Raw genomic sequence first — 24,682 nt, 5'->3', positions numbered from 1 at the left:
TTATACAATCTCCGCGAGTCAATATTTATTTTAGAAAACTTTTGAGATTGATACCCCAACAATTCTCGGATCTAGCGTGAATACATTCGTAGTTAACATTGTATCGTCGCTGTTTGTGAAAGCGTCGACTATTGGAGTATCATCAAAGACGTTCTTTACATACGCACTGACCGCCAGGCCGCTCGACAGGTTTTCAACCACGAGCGATAGGTTCGCATTCCCCCAACCCTTCAGGTGATCATATTCCGTGTTGTAAACGCGGAAATAACTTTCGGCCTGCCTGTAATAATCACCCCTCAAGGTGATGTTCGTATTGCCGATGTTCCAGACATACTCGGCGCCAATGCTGGCGGTCCATCGCGGTGAGTTCGGAAGCTCGTTTCCGCCGAGGTCGGCCATAAAGCCGCGTCCGTTGTTCGGCGCATCGGTCAATGGATTATAGCTGATGCCGTACAAGGCCCAGAAGGGCGTTCCTCCAGAGAAGCTCGGATCGAACGACCCGTAGTTCTTCGAACCGCCGCACAGCACCTGCAATGAGAGTTGCTTCAGATTGTCCGGATAAGCGGAGCTGAGAATTTTTTCGACGATAGCGGTCGGCGCCACGCAGTTCGACGGCACCTGGACCCAAGGACGCAGCAGCATCCAATCCGGATCGCCCTGGGTGCGATTCATGACATCGATGGAGCCTTCGCCGTCGGCGATGCGCGTCTTCAGATAGCCGAAGTTGCCATCGACACGGAATCGGGGCGTGACCTGATAGGCGACCTCCAGTTCCAGTCCCATGCTTTCCGCGTCGAAGTTCTCATTCAGTGAGATGCGGTCGACAATCTGTGAGACCTGGTAGTCTGTATAGTCGTAATAGAAGGCCGTCGCATTTAACCGCAGACGCCGATCCAGCAGGTTGCTCTTGATCCCGACCTCGTAAGCGTTGAGAAATTCTGGCTCAAACGTGCTCGACTGGGGCAGGTATTGCACCACGATCGGATTGATGCCCGCACGGGGAGGATTGGTCCCCCCGCCCTTGTAGCCCCGAGCGTAGGACGCATAGGCCATCAGATTGTCGGACGGCTTCCAGTCCAACACCAGCCGCCCCGTCATCTCCCCCCAGTTCTGCTCAATGTCCGGCAGGGGTTCGAATCCTCTGGAGTACGAACCGCCGGTCAGATGGCCGTAACCAAGGCTATCCCGGGTGCCCAGCAGCAGTTGGGTCGGATAGGGCGTCGTCGTCTTGGTGTCGTCGGTATAGCGAAGACCAGCCGTCAACCGGAAAGCATCTGAAAGATCGACATAGGCTTCACCGAAGATCCCGAAGGATTCCGTCGTCACCTCGTTTTTGCTTCGGAAATAGTTGTGGCCGTCGCCGGCGATATTTTCGATCGAAGACCGATCGACATAGACGCACTCAGCCTCACTTCCATCCACGCAAGGAATGGACATGCTCCTGCCGTCAGGCCCGTTTATCACATTATACCACTGCTCTGCGATGAGCGTGAAAACATTGTTGAAGACGTAGTAGTCGTCTTTAGTGTCGAATTTCAGATAGTTGGCACCAAGATTAAAGTTGAAAGGGCCGTCAAAATTTGATTGAAAGCGGAATTCTTGGAAAAATTGCTCGTTCTTCGACTTACTTAGATCAACCGCAAGCATTCTCGACGATGGGCCAAGCTGAGGATCTGTATATATTCCTCCAGGGGCCGCATTCCTTGTTTCGTGAATTCCAACAACAGCCCCCCAAATGTCAACATAATCATCGTAATCGCTACGATTGAACACATCGTTGGATACGTATCGCATATAGTCCTGAGACGACCAGAAATAGTCCTTTGCATAGGTTGTCTGTGAGACGAACGTTAAAGACGGCGACAGGTCGAGTTCGAGATTAAGCTGATAAACGTCATTGTTGGCGCGGAACTTCGGGTCGTAGCTCGTGGCGATCTCGCGAAGGTCCCTCGACTGGGTGACGCCGGCATAGGGATCGACGCCAGGGGAGATGCCGGATATCCGTCCCGCACTGAGGCTCCTGCCATATGACACGTTCCCTGCGGCCCATATCTGGGCCATGCCGACGCCGTTAGGCGTACCATAGGCCGCGTCGTCAAACAGACTTCCGGGCAGGCAGCCCTGGCTCAAGACACCCCGCAGGTAGGCGCTGGTAAGGGTATAGCTTCCCACCTGGGTCGGCCCAGGGTCGGTCGTACACAGTTGCTTGCCGGTGCGTGAACGATTGTCGTCCTCGCCGAAATGCTCCCAGATCAGATTGGCGCGGAACCTGTCGGTCGGCTCCCAGGCCGCAGACAAACGGATCGTGTGCAAATCCCGGCCATTGACATGGGTTTCATTGAAGCTGTTGTAGTCGAAGCCGTCGCGCTTGGTCAGACCGGCAGCCGCTCGGACCCAGAAGGAGTCGGTCAGCGGGATGTTGAGCATCATCTGACCGCGAACCGAGCCGTAGTTACCCGCCTCCGCTTTCAGCATGGCGTCGAAGTCCGGTCCCGGCAGATTGGGGAACATGTTGACCACGCCGGCCGTGGCGTTGCGGCCGTAGAGGGTGCCCTGCGGGCCGCGCAGCACCTCGACGCGGTTCACATCCAAGTATTCCTGCTCGAACAGCCGGTTGCGGATCAGGGGCGTGTTGTTGAAGCTGACCGCCACCGCCGGGTCGGAAGAGGCTGACACCGCCTTGGTCCCGATTCCACGGATCGAGAAGTTGTACATGCTGAAATTGCCCTTGGAGAAGGTCACGTTCGGCACGGCGCGGAACAGCTCGGAGCCGCCCTCGATCTTCATCGCATCCAGGTCCTCGGCCGAGAAGGCCGAGACGGCGATCGGCACGTCCTGGATCGACTCTTCACGTTTCTGGGCGGTGACGACGATGTCCTCGACGATCGTCGGCTCCTGGACGAAAAGGTCTTGTCCGCCCGGCTGCAGGTCGTTTCCCCCCGCGTCCCCCTGACCGGCCCGGACCAGGCGCACGGCGTTGGGGCCGGCGAATTCGGCGCTGAGGTCGGTCCCGGCCAGGAGTTGGTTCAGCGCCTCGCCGACCGGCAGTTCGCCCGATACGGCGCGGCCGCGCAGGCCGGAAGTGAGGGATTGATCGGCGGCGATGGAAATTCCGGCCTGACGTCCGAACTCGAGCAAGCTCTGCGACAGAGGCGCGGGCCGGATGTTGAACGACGCCACCGTCGACTGGGCTGCAACTCCCAGCGGCGCCGCGATCAGCAAGGCCGCGCAGCCGACCCCCGCCAACATGCGCAGACGCGAAAAACGGACATGCGAAGATCGCAACGCCATAGGCCTCTCCCTCCCAAGAGATCGTTGTTTGAAGGGATTGACGATTCAGGCGGGAAAAACCCTACCTTCCGCCGCGAAATTTTTTCAAACTCGCAAAGAATGCTTCAGGCGAGGGGTTTGAGCTGGTCCTCCCGGCCATCGCTGCGGACATCGGCGTTCAGAAGCGACGCCAGTCGCTTCACCGTGTCGGCGCGGTCGTCGATCACCAGCCTGAGGGTGACATGCCGACGGCCGAGGCCCGGATCGACGGCGATGGGCCGTTCGTAGAAACGATTGACGTCCTGCACGATCTGATCGACGGGCGCGTCCTCATAGGTCAGGACGCGCTGACGCCATTCGTCGACCGCGCCCGTCGCAATTTCCGTGACCTTCAGCGGCGTTTGCGCCGGTTGGGCGGTGTCGCGCACCCGAATCCGTTGTCCGGCCCTGAGCAGGACCGGCTTGTCGTCGCCCGCCAGGCGCCGAACCTGCACCATGCCCTCCTTCACGGCCACGTCCAGGCTGTGATCGCGGCTACGCACGTTGAACGCCGTGCCGACGGCCCGCACCTCATAGCCGGCGGCTCGGACCAGGAAGGGCCGCTCCGGGTCCTTGTGCACCACGAAGGTCGCCTCCCCCTCGTTGAGGTGTACGAGACGTTCGCGGGCGTTGATGTCGTAGCGCGCTCGCGTCACGACGTTCAGAGCGACGATGCTGCCGTCCGGCAACTCCTGGCTGCGCTGCTCGCCGATGCCCGTCACCGCCGACGGCTGATGAAACTTCCATACGGCGCTTACGGTCAATCCGCCGAGCAGGCCGAGCGCCATAACGGCGGCGAAAGCCGTTCGGCGACGCAGGATCGTCCGCTGCCGCGCCCGCGGGATCACTCTGCCCACGGCGGCGAGCTCCCCCCAAACCTCGTGCATCCGGTTCAGGGCGGCCTGATGCAGTGGATCGGCCCGCCAGGCGTCGAAAGCCTGACGTTCCTCCAACGACATCGGGCCTCGTCGCTGAGCGGCGAACCATCGGGCCGCTTCTTCGTGAATGTCGTCGTCCAAGATCATGAGCGGAGCTGTCGGCCAAGGAGACCGGAGGATACCCTATAGACGAACGAGCAGAGTTATTCCCTACCTGTCGAGTTCATCGGACCGCATTTTTCGGGTCAGCTCAAACATCGCCGTCGCGAGATGTTTCTCGACCGCCTTGACGCTGACGCCCATCAGGCGCGCAATCTCAAGGTAGGTCAGTCCGTCGATGCGGTGCAACAGGAAGGCTTGGCGACGCCGGCTGGGCATCGCGTCAATCACCTCCAGCGCCCGCCGGAGGCGTTCATTCGCCAACAGCGCACGCTCAGGGTCAGCCTCAGGGCAGGCATGATGGTCGTCCCCCTCGTCTGACCGGAAGAACCGTGTCGCCAAGGCCCGAGAGCGCAACCGATCGATCACCAGATTCCGCGCCATGCGATACAGAAGATGCGTCGGCGTCGCGACGGGCTCGCGACTCGCGAACTCGACGAGCTTGAGGCACGCCTCTTGCGCCAGATCCGCCTCTTCGTCCTCGACGCGACGCGTGATGGCGCGCAGGCCTTCGGCGCCCGAGCGAAACGCTACGTCTAAGTCCTGACGGGTCGAGATTCGTGACGGCGGCTTCACCAGCCCCTCCCCGGACCATCGTTCGCTCGAAGTCACTCTGGTTCAATGTTGACGAGAACGTCAACCCAGGCATGAACTAGAAGCGACGCTGCAAAGTCAGCCGCACGGATCGCCCGAAGGGATCCTGAACGTCACGACCGTATCCCGGAGTTGGGGTGCCGTCGCCTAGGCGCGCCTCCCGACGAGCGTCAAAGAGATTATCAATGTCGAAATTCACCTGTAGGCCGCCGGCTGGGCCTTGCGGGGCGTCGCTAGAGTCGATTCTAGACCCGCCCGGCATCACCTGAAAAGTCAATCGGAAGTCACCCCTCGTGAAGGGCGCGATTATCAGATCATTGGGTCCATCGCGCCCCCCCGACCCGACGCGACCTGTAGCCGTCCTGCTGAGGCGTTCGCGCACGTTGCGCATCGATCATTACTTGGACGTTCTGCCGAGACAGCCCGCCGCCGTCCCCTTTCAGACGATCAAGTTCCGGCAGGCCCTCGCTTAGCCGGACGAGACTCGATAGTTGCACGGTGTGGTTGAGCGCGACCCGCACGACTGTCGCGCCCTGCCCGGTCTCGCCCGCCGAACGAGGAAGGTTGACGTTCACGCCCGTGCTCAGACTCTCGAACAAGGTCGAACTGAGGTTCATCGGACGGTAGTCGATGCCGACCCTTCACCTGGCTCGCGAAGACAGCGTCCAGAGAATACTGGAAAACCGTGGCCTGACGGTCGAACGCATCCAATAGTTCGCCGACGGCGGGCTGGATGCGAAGACAACCCCGCCGCAATGGCGGATTACGGACAGCTTGGCTGTTAGGGCTTTTGCCGTCTATGAAAGTCCCTTCAGGCTCGCTTCAGTCCGCGCCGCGACTCAATGCCGTCCATTGGGGTCGTCAATACTCATGAAAATCAGTCTTCTGGGCCGCATCGGCATAGGGTTGCTTATCGTGGTCGCTGTTGCGGCGGCTTGGCTTTGGCATGCCCCTTCAACGACATGCCGAGCGCCCTGAAACCTGAGGCGACGTCAATGCCAGGCGTGCTTATCGATAATGTGCGTCTGGCCTCGATGCTGGCCGGGGCGCCCAAGGCCGAGGACGCGCGCGCAGTCCTCGTCATGGGCGATCGCATCGCCGAGGTGGGCGCGGCGGGAATGGTGCTCGCGACGACCCGCGTCCGGATAGTGGATGGCCGGGGCCTCACCCTCATTCCCGGTCTGATCGACGCGCACATCCATCTCAATGAGGCGGAGCTGGCCGGCTATCTCGCCCACGGCGTCACCGGCGTACGGAAGAGAAACGGTCAATAAGTGGCCGCCTGATATCAGGTTTCCAGCACGAGGCGGCTGAATGCGATCACCATATACACCAGATCGACTTTCTCGGTTTCCGCCTTCGCAATGATCTGGCCTCGCCGCGCCTCGCGCAGACCAAAAGACGTGCCCCCCGGAGAGCCCCGCTGGCTCAAATCATACCACGGCGTGCAGGTTATCCATCGTCTAGGATCAGGGAGCGACTCGGCCAGGTTGCGCCCAGAGATCGGCCGAGTCGCTTGTCGCGCCGCTGCGGTAGGCAGGACGGACATCGGAAGGCTGGCAAGCCTATGAGGAAGAGCTCGTAGAGACAGCCGCCTCCGGCCCCGGCGTCGCGTCGCCGTTCGATGCTGAATCATCCACGACCGCTGGCTGGCCGGCGACGTCGGTGTGAGCTTGCTCCCATTTGGCGATGACGCCGGCGGCTACGGCGTTGCCCACCACGTTGGTGGCGCTGCGCCCCATGTCGAGGAACTGGTCGATCCCCAACACCAGCAGGAGCCCGGCCTCGGGCAGGCCGAACTGGACCAGAGTGGCGGCCACGACGACCAGAGACGCGCGCGGTACCCCGGCCACCCCCTTGCTCGTCACCATCAGCACCAGCAGCATGGCGACCTGTTCGCCGATCGACAGATCAATGCCGTAGGCCTGGGCGATGAACAGGATTGCGAAGGTCGCGTACATCATCGACCCGTCGAGGTTGAAGCTGTACCCCAAAGGCAGGACGAAGCCGGCGATGCGACGCGGCACGCCCGTCTCAACCAGTCGCTCCAGGGTCCGGGGATAGGCTGCTTCCGAGGACGCCGTCGAAAAGGCCAGCATCAGCGGGCTGCGAATGGCGCGCATCAGGGGCGCGATCCCCCGCCCCAAGACCAGGAAGCCCGCCAGGATCAGCAGCGCCCACAACAGGCCCAGGCCGAGATAGAACTGGCCGATGAATTTGCCGAACACGAGCAGCACGCCCAGACCCTCGGTCGTGATCACCGCGGCGATAGCGGCGAAGACGGCGAACGGAGCCGTCACCATGACGTAGCCGGTGATCTTGAGCATGACCTCGGCGAGCGCCTCCACCGCACGAACCAGCGGCCGGCCGACCTCCCCGATGGCGGCCAAGCCGACGCCGAAGAACAGGGCGAAGACGACAATCTGCAGGATGGCGTTGGTGGCCATCGCCTCCACCACCGAGGCCGGCACGATGTCCACCAGGAAGGCGGCGAGATCCGGCGTCTTGGCGGTCACGGCGGCTGCGTCTTCGGTCGGCAGCGGCAGGTCCAGGCCCCGGCCGGGCTGCAACAGATTGACCAGCGCCATGCCGAGAGCAAGCGAGGCCAGGCTGGCGCCCATGAACCAGCCGAGTGTCTTGGCGCCGATACGTCCGATGGCGCGCCCGTCGCCCATGCGGGCCACCCCCGCCACGAGAGTCGCAAACACGAGCGGGGCGATGATCATCTTGATCATCTTCAGGAAGATGTCGGACACGATCGAGAAGTAGCCGGCGACCCGCTCGGCCTCGCCGGCGTCGCCCAAGGCCTGATGACAGAAGAAGCCGGCGGCGACACCGAGCAGCATCCCGATCAGGATGGCGAAGGTAAGATTGCGGGGCATGACGAGAAACTCCAGGCACGATGGGTCGGCGAGCGGCAAGGCTCAGCCGGCGCGCGGTTCGATGAGACGGACGATCTGGGAAAGGCGCGCGATCAGGCGACGCGTCGTGGAACCCTAGGGAACTGACGACGCCGGTCTAGGTCGTCGCCGGTCACCGCGCTCCAGATCTTGCACCAGGGCCTGCAGGCCTTCGGCGTCGCCGATGTGCAACATGCCGTAGATGGGAATGTCGGCCATGGATGAATCCGGCAGGCGGATCTTGTGCGACGAATAGCGGTTCAGTTCGTCGATCACCTGCGACAGCGGTTCGCCCTCGAACTGCAGCATGCCGTTGACCCAGCTGGCGTAGCGTTCAGCATCGACCTTTCGCGCAGGTGAAAGGTAGGCGCCGCCCGCTTCGGCAGCGCCCGCGTTCCGACGCTTGCCGAGGTGCACCTGATGACCGGCGCTGGCGACCTGGGACAGCTGCAGCTTGGCGTCGCCGTCCTGATCGCCGGCCGTCACGCGGACGACGCCCTCGACCACAGTGACCACCACGTCCTCCCCCTTGCGGATGTTGAAGCGCGTGCCGATGGCGCGCACCTGGCCGCTGCCCACATCGACGAGGAACGGCCGCCGGGTGTCATGGGCGACATCGAACAAGGCCTCGCCCTGCTCCAGTTCCAGCAGGCGTTGATCTCGTCCCAAGGCGGCGCGCACCACGGTGTGGGGGCTCAGGCTGACGGTCGACCCGTCCGCCAGGGTCACGATGCGGCGCTCATCCGCCCCTGTGCTCAACACGGTCGCGCCGCGGTCGCCGAAGACGCCATGGGTCAGGAACAACGCCATCGCTCCGAACAGCGGCAGCAGAATGGACGCAGCGATCAACCGCCAGTTTCGCGGCGCGCGCACCGACTGTCTGGACGACAGGCGGGGCGGCTCCAACTGGCCGAGGTCGTCCCACAGATCCATGACCTCGTCATGCAAAGCGGCCTGGTCCGGCCCTTCGCGGCGAAGGCGCTGCAGCGCCTGGCGGTCTTCAGGCGAGCCTGCGCCGAAGTCCGCCGCGACGATGCGGTCGACCATGGCCTCGGCCGCGTCCGGGCGGGAGTCGATGCGGCGCCTCATAGCGAGCCCTCCCGGCCGCGCCCCTGTTCGCTCACCGCTTCATGCAGGGCGAGAAGCGCGCGTGACATATGCTTTTGAACCATCCGATGACTGATGCCGAGCGCTCCGGCGATCTCGGGCGTGGTCATGTTCTTGAACCGCCGCATGACGAAGACGTCGCGGCATTTGGCCGGCAACTGATCCAGCACGGCGTTCAGCGTCATCTGCAGGTCCTCGAGCCGTCGTCGGTTTTCCTGTTCGGGTGCGACCGCCAAGGCGGCGTCCTCGACGTCAAGCTCGGCCTGAACCGGGCTGCGGGCGCGGCGCCGCCCCCGGTCATGGATCAGATTGCTGGCGATGCGGAAGAGGTAGGCGGCCGGATACTCCACGTCGCGTCGTCCGCCGGACTCGATCAGCCGGGCGAAGGCCTCCTGGACCAGATCGTCGACCTCATCGCGCGAATAGACGCGACGCCCGAAGAAATCGCGCAACGCCCCTTCGTAGCGACGCAGGAGTTTGGCGTCGATCTGGCCCGACGCCGCCAGGACGTCGGGATCAGATGCGCGCGCTGGCTCGCTCCTGTTCGGCTTCATTTCCAGCTCCGTCTTCGACGCGCCTCGACCGGCCGTCTCTTCAATAGGGACGCTAAGGATGGGCCAATGCGAAATCAGCAGACGCCTTCTGGGCGATAAATTCGCTCCATTCGGGCGCCAGCAGCCGCACGGAGGCGATCAGATCGCCGCTTTCCTGGGCATACTGCGCGATCTCGGCGGCGCGAGCATAGCCGAGGTGCGGAACAAGCTCGGCCGCTAGGGCCGTGCTTTGGGCCAGATTCCGGCCGCAGCGGACAGAATCGGCGACGATGCCGTCGACGCAGTGCAGGCGCAGGGCGTCGGCGCCTCGAGTCAGCAGCGTGGCGGCCTCGTGCAGGGACCAGATGATCACCGGCTCGAAAGCGTTGAGCTGGAGCTGCCCCGCCTCCGCCGCAAAGGTCACGGCGGCGTCGCAGCCGAAGACGCGAAACGCCAGACAGTTGATCGCCTCGGGGATGACCGGATTGACCTTGCCCGGCATGATGGATGAACCTGGCTGGCGTTTGGGCAGATGGATCTCGCCCATCCCCCCACGCGGCCCGCTGGACAGCAGCCGCAGGTCGCTGGCGATCTTCGACATCTTGGCGGCGACCCGCTTCAACATGCCGCTGTAGAGGACGAACACGCCGGTATCGGAGGTGGCGGCGATCAGATCATCCGCAGCGCGAACCGGCAGGCCGGTCACTTCCGCCAAGCGCGCCGTGACCCGCGCCCGATAGGCCGGCTCAGCTCCCAGGCCCGTGCCGATCGCCGTGCCGCCCAGATTGACCATCAGCAGTTCCGCCGACATCTGGCGCAGGCGCGCCGCGTCGTCGCGCGTAACGGCGGCGAAGGCGGCGAACTCCTGGCCCAGCATCATAGGCACGGCGTCCTGAAGCTGGGTTCGGCCGAGCTTGGGCACATGGCTGAAGGCTTCCCCCTTGGCGGCGAAGGCCTCAGCAAGACGGTCGAGCGCGGCGGCCAGCGCCTGCGCCTGACGGTAGGCGGTCAGGCGGATCGCCGTGGCGTAGACGTCGTTGGTGGATTGGCCTCGGTTCACATGGTCGTTGGGATGGATGACGTCATAGGCGCCGGGCGTCAGGCCCAGGCGCAGAAGCGCCACGTTGGCGATGATCTCATTGGCCGCCATATTGGTGGATGTCCCCGCCCCGCCCTGGCAGACGTCGAGATCGAAGGCGGCGTGATGCGCCCCGCCGATCAGTTCGTCACAGGCCCCAACGACGGCGCCGGCGACTTCAGGCGACAGGCCTCCGGTCTCGCGGTGAGTCAGGGCGGCGGCCTTCTTCACCTCGGCCAGAGCCACGATCAGCTCCGGCAGATCCGAGACCCGGGTCCGGCTGAGATCGAAATTCGAGCGCGCCCGTTCGGCTTGCGGCCCATGCAGGCAGTCGGCGTCCAGTTCGACCGGACCCAGAGGATCGTGGTCGATGCGGCGGACGGTGGCGTGGATCATGATGACGGCGAAGCTCCCTGGCCTTGTGACGCTTGTAGGGACAGGGACGCTCGCCGACGACGAAGGCGAACCGAACGGCGCCAGGTTCGCCTTTGACGCACTTCAGCGTCGAGTCCCTACAGGGCTCCGGTTGAGGGGGCGATCATTTGGATGGGACACGGAAATGAAGCTTGAGGGGATGACGACCTGGGTGGCGGCGGCGGCGCTCGGGATTGCGGCGCTGGCCATGACGCCCACGAGCGCAGCACAGGCTGGCGAGGCTCAGGCAGGTGAAACACATGTGGCTTCGGAGCGTCTGGCGCCCGGCGACGGGCGGTTCGTGTTCGACGGCTGGGCGGGACCGGCGCTGCGCATCTGGACCCATACGCCGGAAAACGTCGGCCCCGCCACGCCGATCGTGATCGTCATGCACGGGCGCGGCCGCGACGCAGATCGCTATCGCGACGAATGGCGCGACCTGGCCGAACAGCATGGCTTCATCCTGGCCGTGCCGGAGTTCGACGCCGAACGCTTCCCAGGCGCCAACGCCTACAACCACGGCTATTTCCGCGACAAACAGGGCGCGCTGCGCCCTCGCCCGCAGTGGAGCTTTTCGGCGATCGAGCCGCTGTTCGACGATCTGAAGCGGCGCTCAGGCAGTCAGGTCGAAGGCTACGGCCTTTATGGCCATTCGGCCGGCGCCCAGTTCGTGCACCGTTTCGTCCTGTTGACCCCCGAGGCCCGCTATCGCGTGGCGATCTCCGCCAACGCAGGCTCCTATGCCTTTCCCGACCTGACCCAGGCCTATCCCTTCGGGCTGGAAGGCGCCCCAGCGGATGAAGCAGGGCTTGAGGCGGCCCTGCAGAAGCCCCTGGTGCTGTTGCTGGGCACGGCCGACACGGATCCGGCCCATCCCAGCCTGCCGCACGGCCGCAATGCCGACGCTCAGGGTCCGCATCGCCTGGCGCGAGGCCAGGCCTTCTATGCCGCCGGTCAGGCCGAGGCGGAACGCAGCGGCGTCAGGTTCGGCTGGCGCGTGACCTACGCGCCGGGCATCGCCCATGACAACGGCGGGATGGCGAGCTTCGCCGCCCCGATCCTGGCGGGCCAGGCCAAATAAAACCCGCGGCCCCAGGTTCGCATCGCCCGGGGCCACGCGTCCAAGAAACATAACGGCTCATGCCGCCGCCTCCTGAGGTCGGCGTCATAGAAGCTTTGGGGAGCGAAACATGTTGAACAGAAAAGCTATTCTCTTGGCGTCCGCCCTGTCGCTGGCCGCCATGGCCGCAACGCCGGCTCTGGCGCTGGAGCAAGAGCGCCATTCGATCGTGCTGCCGGCGCAAAGCCTGCACGACAGCCTGCAGCAACTGCCCCGGCTGACCGGGGTTCAACTGATCTACACCGACCCGGCTCTGCGCCAACAACGCGCGCCGGCCATCAATGACCGCCTGACGCCGGAGGAAGCCCTGACGCGGCTGTTGGCGGGCTCGGGCTTCAAGCATCGCTTCGTCAACGCCAACACCGTGCGCATCTTCCGGGAGGATCAGGCTCAAGCCGAAACGTTTCCCGACGCCGCTGCCCTCTCGTCTGAAGCCTCAGCCGTAGGCGACATCGTCGTCACCGGCAGCCGTATTCGTCGCTCGACCTTCGACACGCCGACGCCGGTTGTGGGGGTCAGCGCCGACGACCTGCAGGAATCGGGTACGACAGAACTCAGCGAAATGCTGGCGGACCTGCCGGCGGCGACCTCGACCCTCAACGACAGCACCGTGGCCGGCAACGTCCAGAACTCGGGCCTCAGCGCCATCCAGTTGCGCAACCTGGGCGACAACCGCACCCTGGTGCTGATCGACGGCCGCCGCACCGTGTCCAACAGCGCCAACGCCAACCGGGTCAGCACCAGCACCATCCCCTCCAGCTTCGTCGACCGGGTCGAGATCATCACCGGCGGGGCGTCTTCCGTCTACGGCTCGGACGCCGTGGCCGGGGTGGTGAACATCATCACCACGCGCGACACCGGCCTGTCCGTGCGCGCCCGTGGCGGCGTATCCGAGGAAGGCGACGGCGAGGAGCAGACCTATGAGATTCTCTGGGGCAAGAACTTCGCCGACAAGCGCGGCTATTTCGCCCTCAGCGGCACCTACGACCGGGATCACGGCATCCGCGCCGCCGATCGCGACTGGGCCACGCGCCAGGCCAGCTACGCCTATAACGCCGAACTGGGGCGCAATGAGTTCGAGACGCTCTACACCGACGCAAACGGCACGCTGATCAGCGACTATCAGCCCGCCTCGACCTTCCCACCCAATGCCTACCGCGACCTCAGCGGCAATACGCCCGGCGGCGTCTTCTACGGCGCCAACTCCGCGCAGCGCCGCTTCTATGACCGCGACGGCCTGGTTCCGCTCGGCCCCAACACCCAGACCGGCGCGCCGGTCCTGCCCGGCCAGCGGGATGACGGCAACACCGGCTATTTCCTGGCCAACCGCGACGGCTATAATCAGCGTGAGCATCGCTCGCTGATCCTGCCGCGCGAGCGCTACCTGCTCGCCGCCAAGGCCGATTACGACCTTCGCCCCAACCTCAACCTGTTCGGACAGGTTCAGTATTCGCGGGTCGACACCCAGGAGCGTCGCGAGCCGGTCGGCCTGACCTTCAACTCGACCGTGTCCGTGTTCGACCCCGATACCGGCCTTCAGACGGACGAGACGCTCGGCCGCATTCCCTGCCGTCGCGCCGATCTGGGCGACTGCAACCCGACGGTGCCCTATGAGGTGTTCGCCAACAACCTGTCCGCCAACACCCAGGGCATCGCCTGGGCGCGCCGCTTCAACGAGATCGGCTACCGCGACACCAGCAATCGACGCGACACCCTGCGCAGCTGGGTCGGCCTGCGCGGCGACGCCTGGGGCGACTGGACCTGGGAGGCGACGGCCGGCTACGGCCGCTATGATCAAGAGCAGCACCGCCGCAACGAGATCAACGGCCTGGCTCTGCGCCACGGCCTCAACGCGGAATTCGGTCCCGACGGCGCCATCCGTTGCGCCGATGCGGCCGCGCGTGCAGCCGGCTGCGTGCCCGTCGACCTGTTCGGTGAAGGCGCCATTACGCCGGAAGCCGCGGACTATATCCGCGCCGATCTGCGCCAGCAGGTGACGATCGAACAGCACACCCTGCAGGCCTTCATGGCCGGCTCCGTGCTGCAACTGCCCGCCGGGCCCTTGAGCGCCGCCTTCGGCGCCGACTACCGCAAGGACAGCCAGAGCCTGCGCGGCGACCTGCTGTCGAACCTGGGCGGGACCTCGGGCAATCCTGTGCCCGATTTCGACGGCGAGATCTCAGCGATCGAAGGCTTCGCCGAAGTCTCTGTTCCGATCCTGGCCGACCTGCCGTTCGCCCGCCTGCTGAGCCTGGACGCTTCGGTACGTCTGGCCGACTACGACATCGCCAATGTCGGCACGGTGTTCAGTTATCGGGCCGGCCTGCAGTGGGCGCCCAACACCGAACTGCGCTTCCGCGCCCAGACCGCCCGCTCGCAACGCGCGCCCGACATCGCCGAACTCTTCTCGCCTCCGCGCGGGGACTTCGACACCGTCAGCGACATCTGCAGCAATGTCACGCCCTCCACGGCCGGCCGGATCGCCGAGCGCTGCCGCGAGGAAATCGGCATTCAGGCCGCCTTCGCCGAGGCGCAGAACCAGGGCAATACGGTGCGCTATCGCCAGTCGGGCTCGTCGGTCTACAGCCCGAACGGCGGCAATCTGGACCTGAAGGAAGAGACCGCGGACACCCTGACCCTGGGGGCTGTCTACACGCCCAGTTTCATTCCCCGCCTGACCCTGTCCGTCGACTACTACGCCATCGATATCAGCGACGCGATCACCCAGTATGCCAACGAGGACATTCTCATTCAGTGCTACGACAGCGACCTGTCGATCGCCGTCAATCCCTTCTGCGCCGACGTCAGCCGCAACCCCAACGACGGCCAGATTTCCTCCCTGACCCAACGGCAGTTCAACGTCGCGGGCCTGGAATCCTCTGGCATCGATGTGGCCCTGCAATACCGCTTCAACCTGGATTCTATCGGCGTCCCCGGGCGCTGGGACCTCCGCTACGACGGTTCGCACGCCCTGAAGCAGAAGCACCGGTTCGAGGGCCTGGAAGGCGAGGTCGTCACCGACCAGCGCGGAGACCTGTCCCAGGGCAGCTTCGACTATCGAGGCCGCGCCTCCCTGTCCTGGCGTCTGAACGACTTCCGCCTGCGCTACACCGTCAAATACCTGAGCCCCACCCTCGACAGCCGCTTCCGCCTGCAGCAGTACGAGGCGCTGCTGCAGACCCTGCCGGACGCCGAATATCCGCTTTTCCTGCGCATTCCCGAAGTCTGGGAGCACGATCTCTACGCCGGCTATGATCTGGACGTGGGCGGACGAGACATCCGCCTGTACGCGGGGATCAACAACCTGCTCGACGAGGTCAGCCCTTTCCTGCCGACGGGGGATGTCTTCAGCGGCCGCTTGGCCAACTACAACGGAGCCTATGATACGGCCGGTCGCCGTTACTATTTCGGCGTCACGGTGAAGTTCTAAGACGCGCGAAAAGGTCCATTGCCGGCGGCCAAAGCCGCCGGCAGCGTTCCAAAATCTGCGTAGTCAAAAAATCGACCCTGACTGGACGACACCCTTACCACCAGCCCTGGGGAGCATGGCCGGGCAGCTAAGCTGCCACAGAGAGTCGTTGGCAAGCCGGGGAGATCGGAAGCGCAGCCCCGTCATCAGGCTGGCCGTGATGACGCTGTCGGCCATGACCTGATACGGCGAAGCTGGCGTCTGAATCCGATGCGGGTTGATCGTCAAGGACAGCGCTTGCGCTACGAAATCCAACTTGCGCTGCTGGCCGTTCGGGTCTCGTTGGGGATCAATGCCACCCCGCCCCGGCGGGCGCCGCGGCGCTTCCGCCGACATCGACGTTTCGGGGGGCGCAAGCGCCCGTCGCGACGACTGACTAGCTTGTGTCACCTCAGCAAGGGCCACGCCGAGGCGCTCCGCGGGCCTTTGCTGTCCAAGACGCGATTATAAATAACGCCTCGCGAAGCGGTCTTTCCGGCTCAGTTGGGCTCAAAGATACTTCATACACCACTGCAAGCTGCACGGCTTAACCCCGCCGAACCAGCGGCAGGCGAACCAGTTGGGAACCGGACAGTTGAGAACATGAGAGCTCCTGCGCCGACGCCTTTAACTTGCGCCTGTACATAGTGGCGGCTCGCCGGGGACCTGACGATTGTCGCCGTACGGTGCTCAGAACAATGCCGGAAACGCATGGCGACGGAATCGCCACGCTTGAAATTCGGAGATCGAGGGCTCGCCGCAAAGCAACGGCACGCCCACAAATACGTGCCGTAAGATTTTAGCAAGAATATCAGATTTTGCGCAATTTCATCATTTTACAATTCTGCATTCTTTTGGATTTCAGCAAAAAAATGTCCCGAAATTAAAAATAAGGCTTTCCCGAGGCATTTTTCTGACCAACCCTGCCTTTGCGCTCGAGGCGCTTTCGAGCGAGTTCATCGGGGGAAAATCAATGTTCCGGACGACCTTCGCCGGCCGGCTTTGCGCGGCGCTCTTGACCAGCACTGCGCTGACCGCTGCGGGATCCGCTACGGCAGCCTTGGCCCAGGCGCCAGCCGTCGCCGCACCGGCTTCGACAACAGTGACCGCGCCTGAACGCTTCTTTCCCCAGGCGCCCGGCACAGACTACTTCCTAGCCGACTACGATCAGTATGAGCGTTACCTAAAGCGCGTCGCCGGCGAATCGGACCGGATGAAGCTGGAGAGCTTCGGAACCTCGGCCGAAGGGCGCACCCAGTGGATGGCGATCGTGTCTTCGCCTGAAAACCTGGCTCAACTTGATCGCTACCGCGACATTTCTCGCCGTCTGGCCCGGGCCGAGGGATTGACGGCAGAACAGGCGGCCGACTTGGCCCGTGACGGCAAGGCCATCGTCTGGATCGACGCCGGCCTGCACGCCACCGAGACCGTCACCACCCAGGGCCAGATCCAGATCATCCACCGGCTGTTGACCCAGAACGATCCCGAAACCCGGCGCACCCTGGACGACGTCATTATCCTGTTCGGCCACGCCAACCCGGACGGCCTGCAACTGGTGGCCGACTGGTATATGCGCAACGAGGACCCGTTGAAGCGGGAGTTTAACTCGATCCCGCGCCTGTATCAGAAGTATGTGGGCCACGATAACAACCGCGACTCCTACATGTCGCTGATGCCCGAGACCGAAAACATCAACCGGGTCCACTATCGCGAGTGGTTCCCTCAGATCGTTTTCAATCAACATCAGACCGGCCCGCGCGGCATGGTGGTGTTCATTCCGCCCTTCCGTGACCCGTTCAACTACAACTTCGACCCGCTGGTGATGACCACGACCACCGAGGTCGGCACCATCATGCACAGCCGTCTGATCTCTGAAGGCAAGGCCGGATCAGGGATGAACAGCGTCGCCCCCTACTCGACCTGGCACAACGGCATGTATCGGTCGGCGCCCTATTTCCACAACATGGTCGGCATCTTGACCGAGATCATCGGCGGCCCGACGCCGGAAGCCATTCCGCTGATCCCCGAAACCCAGCTGGCGCGCAATGACGAGCCCATGCCGATCGCCCCCCGAATGTGGCGCCTCCAGGACAGCATCGACTACCAGTGGACGATGAACCGCGCCGTCATCGACTACGCTTCGCGCAATCGCGAACGCCTGCTGATGGGCATCTATCAGATGGGCGCCAACAGCATCGAGCGCGGCAGCCAGGACAGTTGGACCATCACGCCGCAGAAGATCGACGAGCTTAAGGCTGCGGCCGCCACCGCCGACCGCGGCGCCATTGAGGCGGGCCTGTTTGATACGGTGCTGAAGACGGCCGAGAACCGCGACCCGCGCGGCTTCATCATCAACCCCGAAGAACAGCGCGACCTGCCCACCACGGTGGCCTTCCTCAACGCCCTGATGAAGAGCGGCGTCGACGTCGAGGTCGCCAGCGCCCCGTTCACCGTTGGCGCCAAACGCTATCCGCAGGGCTCCTACGTGGTGAAGACCGCCCAGGCCTTCCGACCCCACGTGCTGGACATGTTCGAGCCGCAGGACCATCCGCACAACACCGAATATCCGGGCGGGCCGCCCAAGCTGCCTTACGACGTGGCCGGCTACACCCTGGCCTATCAGATGGGGGTCACGTTCGATCGCGTGCTGGATGGCTTTGACGGCCCCTTCAGCCGGGCGGACAACCTGCTGGCCACGCCGCCGGGCGCCGTCATAGGCTCGGGCCGCGCGGGCTTCGTCATCCCGCATGAGGTCAACAACAGCTTCATCTTGACCAACCGCCTGCTGAAGGCGGGGGCCAGCGTCGAATGGCTGGAGAATGGAGCCAAGGTCGGGCGCACTCAGTTGCAGCCGGGCGCCCTGTGGGTGCAGGCCTCGCCTGAAAGCACCGCCGCAGTGCGGGCGGCGGTCGGCGAACTGGGCTTCAACGCCTATGCCGTGGATCGCAAGCCGGCGGGCGGCGCCATCGCCTTGAAGCCCGTTCGCGTCGGCCTGGTCGACCGTTATGGCGGGGTCATGAGCGCGGGCTGGACCCGCTGGTTGCTGGAGCAGTACGAGTTCCCGTTCGAGGTGGTCTATCCCCAGACCCTCACAGCCGGGAACCTGAACGAACGGTTCGACGTCCTGGTGTTCACCGACGGAACCACGCCTGCGCTGAATCACGCGGCCTATCGCCCTCAGCGCAACCAGCCTCTACCGCAAGCCGAGGACATCCCCGAGGCCTATCGCGCCTGGCTGGGCGAAGTGACCGCCGACGGCGCCGTGCCCCAGATCGCCGAGTTCGCCCGCAACGGTGGTTCGGTCATCACGATCGGCGGCGCCAATCGCCTGGCGCACCTGCTCGGCGCGCCCATCGCCCCGGCCCTGGTCAAGGAAGAAAACGGAACGCAGCGGCCACTGGCCACGACCGAGTTCTTCCTGCCCGGTTCAATCCTGAGCGCCAGGGTGGACAACACCGATCCGTTGGCCTTCGGCATGCCGGCCCAAGCCGACGTCTTCTTCTCCAACGGCCAGACCTATCGCATCGCCGGCGAAGGCGCGAAGTCCGTGGCCTGGTTCGACACCGACGCCCCGCTGCGCAGCGGCTGGGCGCACCATCAGGAGTTGCTCAAGGACACCTCGGCCGTGGTCGAAGTCGACATCGGCAAGGGCAAGCTCTTCGTCTACGGCGTCGAAGTCCTGCAGCGCGCCCAGCCGGCCGGCACTTTCCGTCTGTTCTTCAACGGCCTGCTCTACGGCCCGGCGGTCGCTGCCGACTGAACCCGGCAGCCGACGATGGAAGCCGATACTTGCGACGGTCCGGCTTCCATCCCACGCCTCTCAGAGAATGGTGCTTAGCAAGATTGGAGACCTCATAAATTATTATACCTTGATTTGCAGTCAGCTCACACAACGCTTCGCTTATTCTTACTCTAAAAAAGAACCAAATAGATCCGGGGACCAAGTGATGAACACTCAAGGACGCGCACAATCCAAATCGAGCGCCTCACGAGTATTGCTAACCAGTGCTTGCGCCTACGCCGCGCTGATGGCCGGCGCAGCCCACGCTCAGGAAGATCAGTCCGGGTCCGCGACCCAGGTGAGCGACATCATCGTCACCGGCTCGCGCGTCGCGCGCCCGGACTATGTGGCCAATAGCCCGATCGTATCGGTCTCGACCGAGGCCATCGAAGACACCGGCCAGGTGTCGGTCGAACGCGCCCTGACGCAGCTGCCGCAGTTCACCGGCGCCTTCGGTCAGGCCAGCACGGGCAGCAGCTCCACGACCCTAAACGCCGGTCAGGCCAACGCAAGCCTCAGAGGCCTGGGGCCCAAACGGACACTGATCCTGCTGGACGGGCGCCGGATGCAGCCATCGTCTCCTGACGGCTCGATCGACCTGAACACCCTGCCTGACGCCCTGATCGGCAATGTCGAGGTCATCACCGGCGGCGCCTCCACCGCCTATGGTTCGGACGCCACGGCGGGCGTGGTCAACTTCCGCCTGCGCAACATCGAAGGCCTGACCCTCAGCAGCCAATACGGCGTCAGCGAGTACGGCGACGGCGAACAGTTCCGTGCGACCGCGACAGCAGGTTCGCGTTTCGCCGATGGACGCGGCCGCGCCATGATCTCGGTCGACTACTCCCAGCGCGAGCCTGCGCTTCAGAGTGACCGGTCGTTCAACATCATGCGCACGCCCCAGAACGGCACGGCGACGCTCGATTCCGGCGCCATGCTCTTCCCCGGAAACGCGCCCAGCGCGGCCGTGGTCAACAATCTGTTCGCCAATGTCTATGGCGCCAATCCCATCACCGGCTCCGCGACCTACACAGGCCAATTGGGCTTCAACCTTGACGGCACCCTGTTCAGCCACGTGACGCCTGTCGGCGACTATTTTGTCGAGAATTTCCGCGACCCCGAGACGGACACCCAATACATCGCCGGCAGCCGCAAACAGCTCAATTTCGGCTGGCCGAACAGTCAGGTCGTGAACACCAATGAACGCATCACGGTCTTCTCCAAGCTTGATTACGACGTCACAGACAACACCTCGGTCTTCGCCCAGGCGACCTTCACGAGCTATGACGCGCTGACCTATTTCAACCCGACCCTAGCGTCGGGCGCGGCCTATGCGTTGAGCGCGCCGGTGACCAATCCGTTCCTGACGCCTGACGCCCGGCTGGTCCTGGCGTCGCGCCCCGATCCCAACGGGGACTTCACCTTCCAGAAGGCCTTCACCGCCGCCGGCGACCGACTGCAGACCAATACCTATGACGTCTATCAGATCGTCATAGGCGCCGACGGCGTCGTGCCGTACCGCGACTGGACGTGGGACGCCTTCGCCAGCGTGGGCCAGACCAAGACCAACAACGTCCAGCACGGCGCGCTCAGCAAATCCGCGGTCATGAACCTGCTGTACGATCCGTTCGGCGGCGCGGGCGGTTCTCGGATGGAGTACGACCCTGTGACGGGCGCCTCCGTGGGCATGGTCGACTACCCTGTGCTCTGCGAAGGCGGCGCCAACTTCTTCGGCAACCATGCGCTTTCTCAAAGCTGTATGGACTACATGAGCCGCCGGACGTCGAACACCAACGAGATGAAGCAGCGCGTCGCCGAAATAAACCTGCAGGGCGGCTTGTTCACCCTTCCGGCGGGTGAGGTCCGCGTGGCGACCGGCCTCGGCTATCGCTACAATTCCTTCCAGTACAACTCCGACGAGCTTTACAACATCCCGGGCGTCGGCAGCGACATTCTGGGGTACAGCGTACTGCGTCCTTCCGGTGGCGACACCAGCGTCAGCGAGATCTACTTCGAAGCGCTGGTTCCCATCCTGAAGGACATGCCGATGGCTCAGGAGGTCAACATGAACCTCGGCTATCGTTATTCGGATTACAGCAGCGTCGGCGGCGTCAGCGCCTATAAGGTCGATGTCGACTGGAGCGTCATCGACGCTCTGCGTCTGCGCGGGGGCTACAACCGCTCGGTGCGCGCGCCCAGCGTCGGCGAGCTCTACGCTCCGGAATCCTCGGGCAGCACCGGCATCGGCAGCCCCAGCGCAGCAACGCCGTTCGGCGGCGACCCTTGCGATGTCCGTTCCGGCTATCGTGGCGGCTTCGGTCAGAGCGGCGCCAACGCCGCCCAGGTGGAGGCCCTGTGTCTGGCCATGGGCGTGCCGGCGGGCGTGCTTCCGACCTATCAGTTCGGCTCGACCCAGGTGTTCGCCCTGACCGGCGGCAACCCCGACCTGCAGGAAGAAACCACTGACACCTATTCGATCGGCGCCGTCATACAGTCGCCGTTCACCACGCCGCTTCTGGAACGGATCTCGACGTCGATTGACTGGTATTCGATCGAAGTCACCGGCGCAGTCGGCAACCTGCCGATCATCCAGACCATCGAGAATTGCTTCAATCTCAATGGCACGAACCCCACCTATGATGTGAACAACTACTATTGTCAGGTCATGGGCAAGCGTAACCCGACCACGGGCTTCCTGTTCGAGCCGGGGCAGCCCGCACTGAACCTGGGCGCCTTCAAGGTCAGCGGCGTGGACCTGCAGATCGACTGGACGTTCGATTTGGCCGACATCGGCCTGCCCGCCTCGGCCGGCAGCCTGTCCCTGGGCACCGTGGTCAGCTACGTCGACAAGTTCGAAATCCAGAACCTGCCGGGCGGCCCGTCCTACAACTACGCCGGCAGCCGCGGCACCGCCGTCGAGGACGGCGCTGGTGTGGCTCACCCCGACTGGAAGGCGAACACGACCCTCTCCTACTCGAGGGACTGGATGAACGTCAGCCTGCGGTGGCGTCATACCGCCGCGATGATCAGCGCGGAACAGGTGCGCAACGCGGCCAGCACGACGCGGGGCGTCGATTCCTATGACGTCTTCGATCTGAACGGGCGCTTCACGCTGCCGCACGACCTCAGCGTGCGGGTGGGCGTCGCCAACCTGTTCAACAAAGAGCCGCCCCAGGTCGGCAATTTCGCCGGCAGCTTCGACGGCCAGAACTACGATACGCTCGGCCGTTACTATTCAATCGCCGTAACCAAGAGCTTCTAAACGGCTGGGACGCCGGGGAAGGAAAGCGTCAAGCCTCTTCCTTCCTCGGCGCCCGCTTTGATGAGCGCCTGCGCACATCCCGTCCCCTGTGTCCATCCCAAATTGAAAGCTTCAGTTTCCATCACCGAAAGGCGGGAACTGATTATTCGGAACGATCATCTTGGCCGGTTCGGCCTTTGGTCTTTCGCCCCTATCAATACGCGCATGAACAGCGGAATTCAGAACATGAAATTCACCAGTCTTACGGCCCTCACCCTCGCACTCTCGTGTTTTGCCGGCACAACGGGCTGGACGGCTGAACTGCCGGAGATACAGCAGTCCGCCATCATCGGAACCGTCGAACGCGATCGTGAGCAACTCGGAGCAACCGCCCTGGCTATCTGGGGTTTCGCCGAGGTCGGCTATCAGGAGATCCAGAGTTCAGCCCGCCTGCAACAGGATTTGACTGCCGCTGGCTTCACAATCACCGAGGGAATAGCTGGCCAGCCGACCGCCTTCCTCGCCAGCTTCAAGAACGGCGATGGCCCGGTAGTCGCCCTTCTGGCTGAATTCGACGCCCTGCCGGGCCTGTCCCAAGCGGTGTCGCCGGTCGAACAGTCCCTGCATGCGATCGCCGGCCATGGCTGCGGCCACAATCTGTTCGGCGCAGCCTCCTCCTATGCCGCCATCGCCGTCCGCCAGTGGATGGTCGACAACAACATCAAGGGCGAATTGCGCGTCTATGGCACGCCGGCCGAAGAAGGCGGCTCGGCCAAGGCCTTCATGGTCCGCGACGGCCTGTTTCGCGACGTCGATGTCGCGCTCCATTGGCACCCCGCGACGGTCAACAGCGCCAGCCAAGGAACGACTAAGGCCAATATCAGCGGCAAGTTCCGATTCTACGGCACGTCATCCCACGCCTCCGGCGCGCCGGATCGCGGGCGCTCGGCCCTCGACGCCGTAGAGGCGATGAACGCCATGGCCAATATGATGCGCGAGCACATCCCTGATGGGACCCGCATCCATTATGTCATCACCGATGGCGGCGAAGCGCCCAACGTGGTGCCCAACTATGCGGAATCCTACTACTATGTCCGCCACGGCGATCCTGAGGTCGTTCTGTCCGTTATGGAACGGCTGAAAAAGGCCGCAGAAGGCGCTGCCCTCGGGACGGAAACCCGCTACGAATTCCAGCAGATCGGCGGTGTCTACAGCATGATGCCGAACGGCGCGCTGATGGCCGTCATGGACCGCAACCTGCATCGCGTCGGCGGCATCTCCTGGACGCCGGAGGAAACGGCGTTCGCGACCGAACTCCAGAAAACCCTGGTCACAACTCCGCCGCTGTCGAGCGTGAGTGAAATTCAACCCGCTAAACTGAGCTTCGATGGAGCGGGCGGATCGACCGATGTGTCGGATGTCAGTTGGGTCGTCCCCACCGTCGGCCTGGCGACCGCTACGTTCGTGCCGGGTTCAGCGGGGCATAGCTGGCAGAACACCGCTGCCGCAGGCTCCAGCATTGGGGTCAAGGGCGCGGTCGTCGCCGCCAAGACCATGGCCCTGACGGCTGCCGAACTATTCGTCAGCCCTGAAACCATCGCCGCAGCGACGACCGAGCTCCACCAACGTCGTGGCGCCGACTTCGTCTATCGCCCGCTGGTCGGCGACGGTCCTCCGCAGTTGAACTATCGCAACGACCGCGAATGACGCCGAGAGGACGGGCACACAACTGACGTCCCGACTGACGCCTTAGGCCGCCGCCGTCGCATAGACGGCGGCGGCGTTGATGAGAGGTCGGTTCCGCCGTTCCGCCCTCGCCCAAGCCCCAGGGCGATCCCGGTGGAGTTGATCGACCTGGCTCAGGCGCTGCATCGCATCGACAGCGAGGCGGCCGCAGAAGCGCGGGACCTGGTGCGCCGTTTGATCGAGACTGTGGTGGTGACGCCGCTGCCGAAGCGCGGCCAGTATGCGCTGACCGTAAAAGCAGAAACCCCCGGAGCGAGGCTACGGGGGTTCAGTGATGCTTGGGTGCGGGAGCAGGATTTGAACCTGCGACCTTCAGGTTATGAGCCTGACGAGCTACCGGGCTGCTCCATCCCGCGGCAAGGCGGTGCGTAAAG

Annotated in this window: 13 protein-coding genes and 1 tRNA gene; 6 read left to right on the top strand and 8 right to left on the bottom strand. The window is 63.8% G+C overall.

Features of this window, described 5'->3' with window-relative positions; translation table 11 throughout:
• Positions 1 to 30: 30 nt before the first annotated feature.
• The 3 genes from ACWIDZ_RS11125 to ACWIDZ_RS11115 form a co-directional block, all read right to left on the bottom strand.
• On the bottom strand, positions 31 to 3,291 hold the full coding sequence (locus ACWIDZ_RS11125) for a TonB-dependent receptor domain-containing protein (protein WP_453989168.1): 3,261 nt from the start codon (positions 3,289 to 3,291) through the stop codon (positions 31 to 33).
• 104 nt (positions 3,292 to 3,395) lie between these two features.
• Positions 3,396 to 4,334 carry a FecR family protein gene (locus tag ACWIDZ_RS11120; RefSeq protein WP_453989167.1) on the bottom strand — a complete coding sequence of 313 codons (939 nt, stop codon included), beginning with the start codon at positions 4,332 to 4,334 and terminating at the stop codon, positions 3,396 to 3,398.
• 63 nt (positions 4,335 to 4,397) lie between these two features.
• On the bottom strand, positions 4,398 to 4,922 hold the full coding sequence (locus tag ACWIDZ_RS11115) for an RNA polymerase sigma factor (RefSeq protein ID WP_453989165.1): 525 nt from the start codon (positions 4,920 to 4,922) through the stop codon (positions 4,398 to 4,400).
• A gap of 1,013 nt (positions 4,923 to 5,935) precedes the next feature.
• On the opposite strand from ACWIDZ_RS11115, the gene ACWIDZ_RS11110 reads away from it, so the two are divergent.
• On the top strand, positions 5,936 to 6,214 hold the full coding sequence (locus ACWIDZ_RS11110; RefSeq protein ID WP_453989163.1) for a hypothetical protein: 279 nt from the start codon (positions 5,936 to 5,938) through the stop codon (positions 6,212 to 6,214).
• A 291-nt stretch (positions 6,215 to 6,505) separates the two neighbouring features.
• Here the strand turns inward: ACWIDZ_RS11110 and ACWIDZ_RS11105 are convergent, their stop codons facing one another.
• From ACWIDZ_RS11105 to ACWIDZ_RS11090, 4 genes are all read right to left on the bottom strand, one after another.
• The gene (locus tag ACWIDZ_RS11105; protein WP_453989162.1) at positions 6,506 to 7,822 is read right to left on the bottom strand and encodes a dicarboxylate/amino acid:cation symporter; all 1,317 of its coding nucleotides are present in this window, start codon (positions 7,820 to 7,822) and stop codon (positions 6,506 to 6,508) included.
• A 114-nt stretch (positions 7,823 to 7,936) separates the two neighbouring features.
• Positions 7,937 to 8,929: a FecR family protein gene (locus tag ACWIDZ_RS11100; RefSeq protein ID WP_453989161.1), complete on the bottom strand. Its 993-nt coding sequence runs from the start codon at positions 8,927 to 8,929 to the stop codon at positions 7,937 to 7,939.
• On the bottom strand, positions 8,926 to 9,501 hold the full coding sequence (locus ACWIDZ_RS11095) for an RNA polymerase sigma factor (protein WP_427303793.1): 576 nt from the start codon (positions 9,499 to 9,501) through the stop codon (positions 8,926 to 8,928). The genes ACWIDZ_RS11100 and ACWIDZ_RS11095 overlap by 4 nt, the downstream gene beginning before the upstream one ends.
• Positions 9,502 to 9,553: 52 nt before the next feature.
• Positions 9,554 to 10,954, bottom strand: a complete 1,401-nt coding sequence (locus ACWIDZ_RS11090; RefSeq protein WP_453989160.1) for an aspartate ammonia-lyase — start codon at positions 10,952 to 10,954, stop codon at positions 9,554 to 9,556.
• A gap of 178 nt (positions 10,955 to 11,132) precedes the next feature.
• Between ACWIDZ_RS11090 and ACWIDZ_RS11085 the strand changes: the two genes are divergently transcribed.
• The 5 genes from ACWIDZ_RS11085 (at position 11,133) to ACWIDZ_RS11065 (ending at position 24,269) form a co-directional block, all read left to right on the top strand.
• On the top strand, positions 11,133 to 12,053 hold the full coding sequence (locus ACWIDZ_RS11085) for a hypothetical protein (RefSeq protein ID WP_453989158.1): 921 nt from the start codon (positions 11,133 to 11,135) through the stop codon (positions 12,051 to 12,053).
• Between the two features lie 109 nt (positions 12,054 to 12,162).
• Positions 12,163 to 15,522 carry a TonB-dependent receptor domain-containing protein gene (locus ACWIDZ_RS11080; protein WP_453989157.1) on the top strand — a complete coding sequence of 1,120 codons (3,360 nt, stop codon included), beginning with the start codon at positions 12,163 to 12,165 and terminating at the stop codon, positions 15,520 to 15,522.
• Positions 15,523 to 16,642: 1,120 nt separating this feature from the next.
• Positions 16,643 to 19,300: a M14 family metallopeptidase gene (locus ACWIDZ_RS11075; protein WP_453989156.1), complete on the top strand. Its 2,658-nt coding sequence runs from the start codon at positions 16,643 to 16,645 to the stop codon at positions 19,298 to 19,300.
• Between the two features lie 268 nt (positions 19,301 to 19,568).
• A complete protein-coding gene (locus tag ACWIDZ_RS11070) occupies positions 19,569 to 22,583 on the top strand; it encodes a TonB-dependent receptor domain-containing protein (RefSeq protein WP_312217821.1) in 3,015 nt (1,004 codons plus the stop codon).
• 60 nt (positions 22,584 to 22,643) lie between these two features.
• On the top strand, positions 22,644 to 24,269 hold the full coding sequence (locus ACWIDZ_RS11065; protein ID WP_453989152.1) for an amidohydrolase: 1,626 nt from the start codon (positions 22,644 to 22,646) through the stop codon (positions 24,267 to 24,269).
• A gap of 318 nt (positions 24,270 to 24,587) precedes the next feature.
• Here ACWIDZ_RS11065 and ACWIDZ_RS11060 read toward each other — a convergent pair.
• A tRNA-Met gene (locus ACWIDZ_RS11060) sits at positions 24,588 to 24,664 on the bottom strand.
• Positions 24,665 to 24,682 lie beyond the last annotated feature (18 nt).

This window comes from Brevundimonas sp. NPDC055311, from assembly GCF_053645695.1.
The sequence above is the reverse complement of the archived record's forward strand: the minus strand, read 5'-3'. Positions and strand labels throughout refer to the sequence as shown.

Coding starts and splice junctions, on each gene's coding strand:
- ACWIDZ_RS11095 (WP_427303793.1), bottom strand. CDS start 9,501: ATGAAGCCGAACAGGAGCGAGCCAGCGCGCGCATCTGATCCCGACGTC.
- ACWIDZ_RS11120 (WP_453989167.1), bottom strand. CDS start 4,334: ATGATCTTGGACGACGACATTCACGAAGAAGCGGCCCGATGGTTCGCC.
- ACWIDZ_RS11100 (WP_453989161.1), bottom strand. CDS start 8,929: ATGAGGCGCCGCATCGACTCCCGCCCGGACGCGGCCGAGGCCATGGTC.
- ACWIDZ_RS11110 (WP_453989163.1), top strand. CDS start 5,936: ATGCCAGGCGTGCTTATCGATAATGTGCGTCTGGCCTCGATGCTGGCC.
- ACWIDZ_RS11070 (WP_312217821.1), top strand. CDS start 19,569: ATGGCCGGCGCAGCCCACGCTCAGGAAGATCAGTCCGGGTCCGCGACC.
- ACWIDZ_RS11085 (WP_453989158.1), top strand. CDS start 11,133: ATGACGACCTGGGTGGCGGCGGCGGCGCTCGGGATTGCGGCGCTGGCC.
- ACWIDZ_RS11105 (WP_453989162.1), bottom strand. CDS start 7,822: ATGCCCCGCAATCTTACCTTCGCCATCCTGATCGGGATGCTGCTCGGT.
- ACWIDZ_RS11080 (WP_453989157.1), top strand. CDS start 12,163: ATGTTGAACAGAAAAGCTATTCTCTTGGCGTCCGCCCTGTCGCTGGCC.
- ACWIDZ_RS11090 (WP_453989160.1), bottom strand. CDS start 10,954: ATGATCCACGCCACCGTCCGCCGCATCGACCACGATCCTCTGGGTCCG.
- ACWIDZ_RS11125 (WP_453989168.1), bottom strand. CDS start 3,291: ATGGCGTTGCGATCTTCGCATGTCCGTTTTTCGCGTCTGCGCATGTTG.
- ACWIDZ_RS11065 (WP_453989152.1), top strand. CDS start 22,644: ATGAGCGCCTGCGCACATCCCGTCCCCTGTGTCCATCCCAAATTGAAA.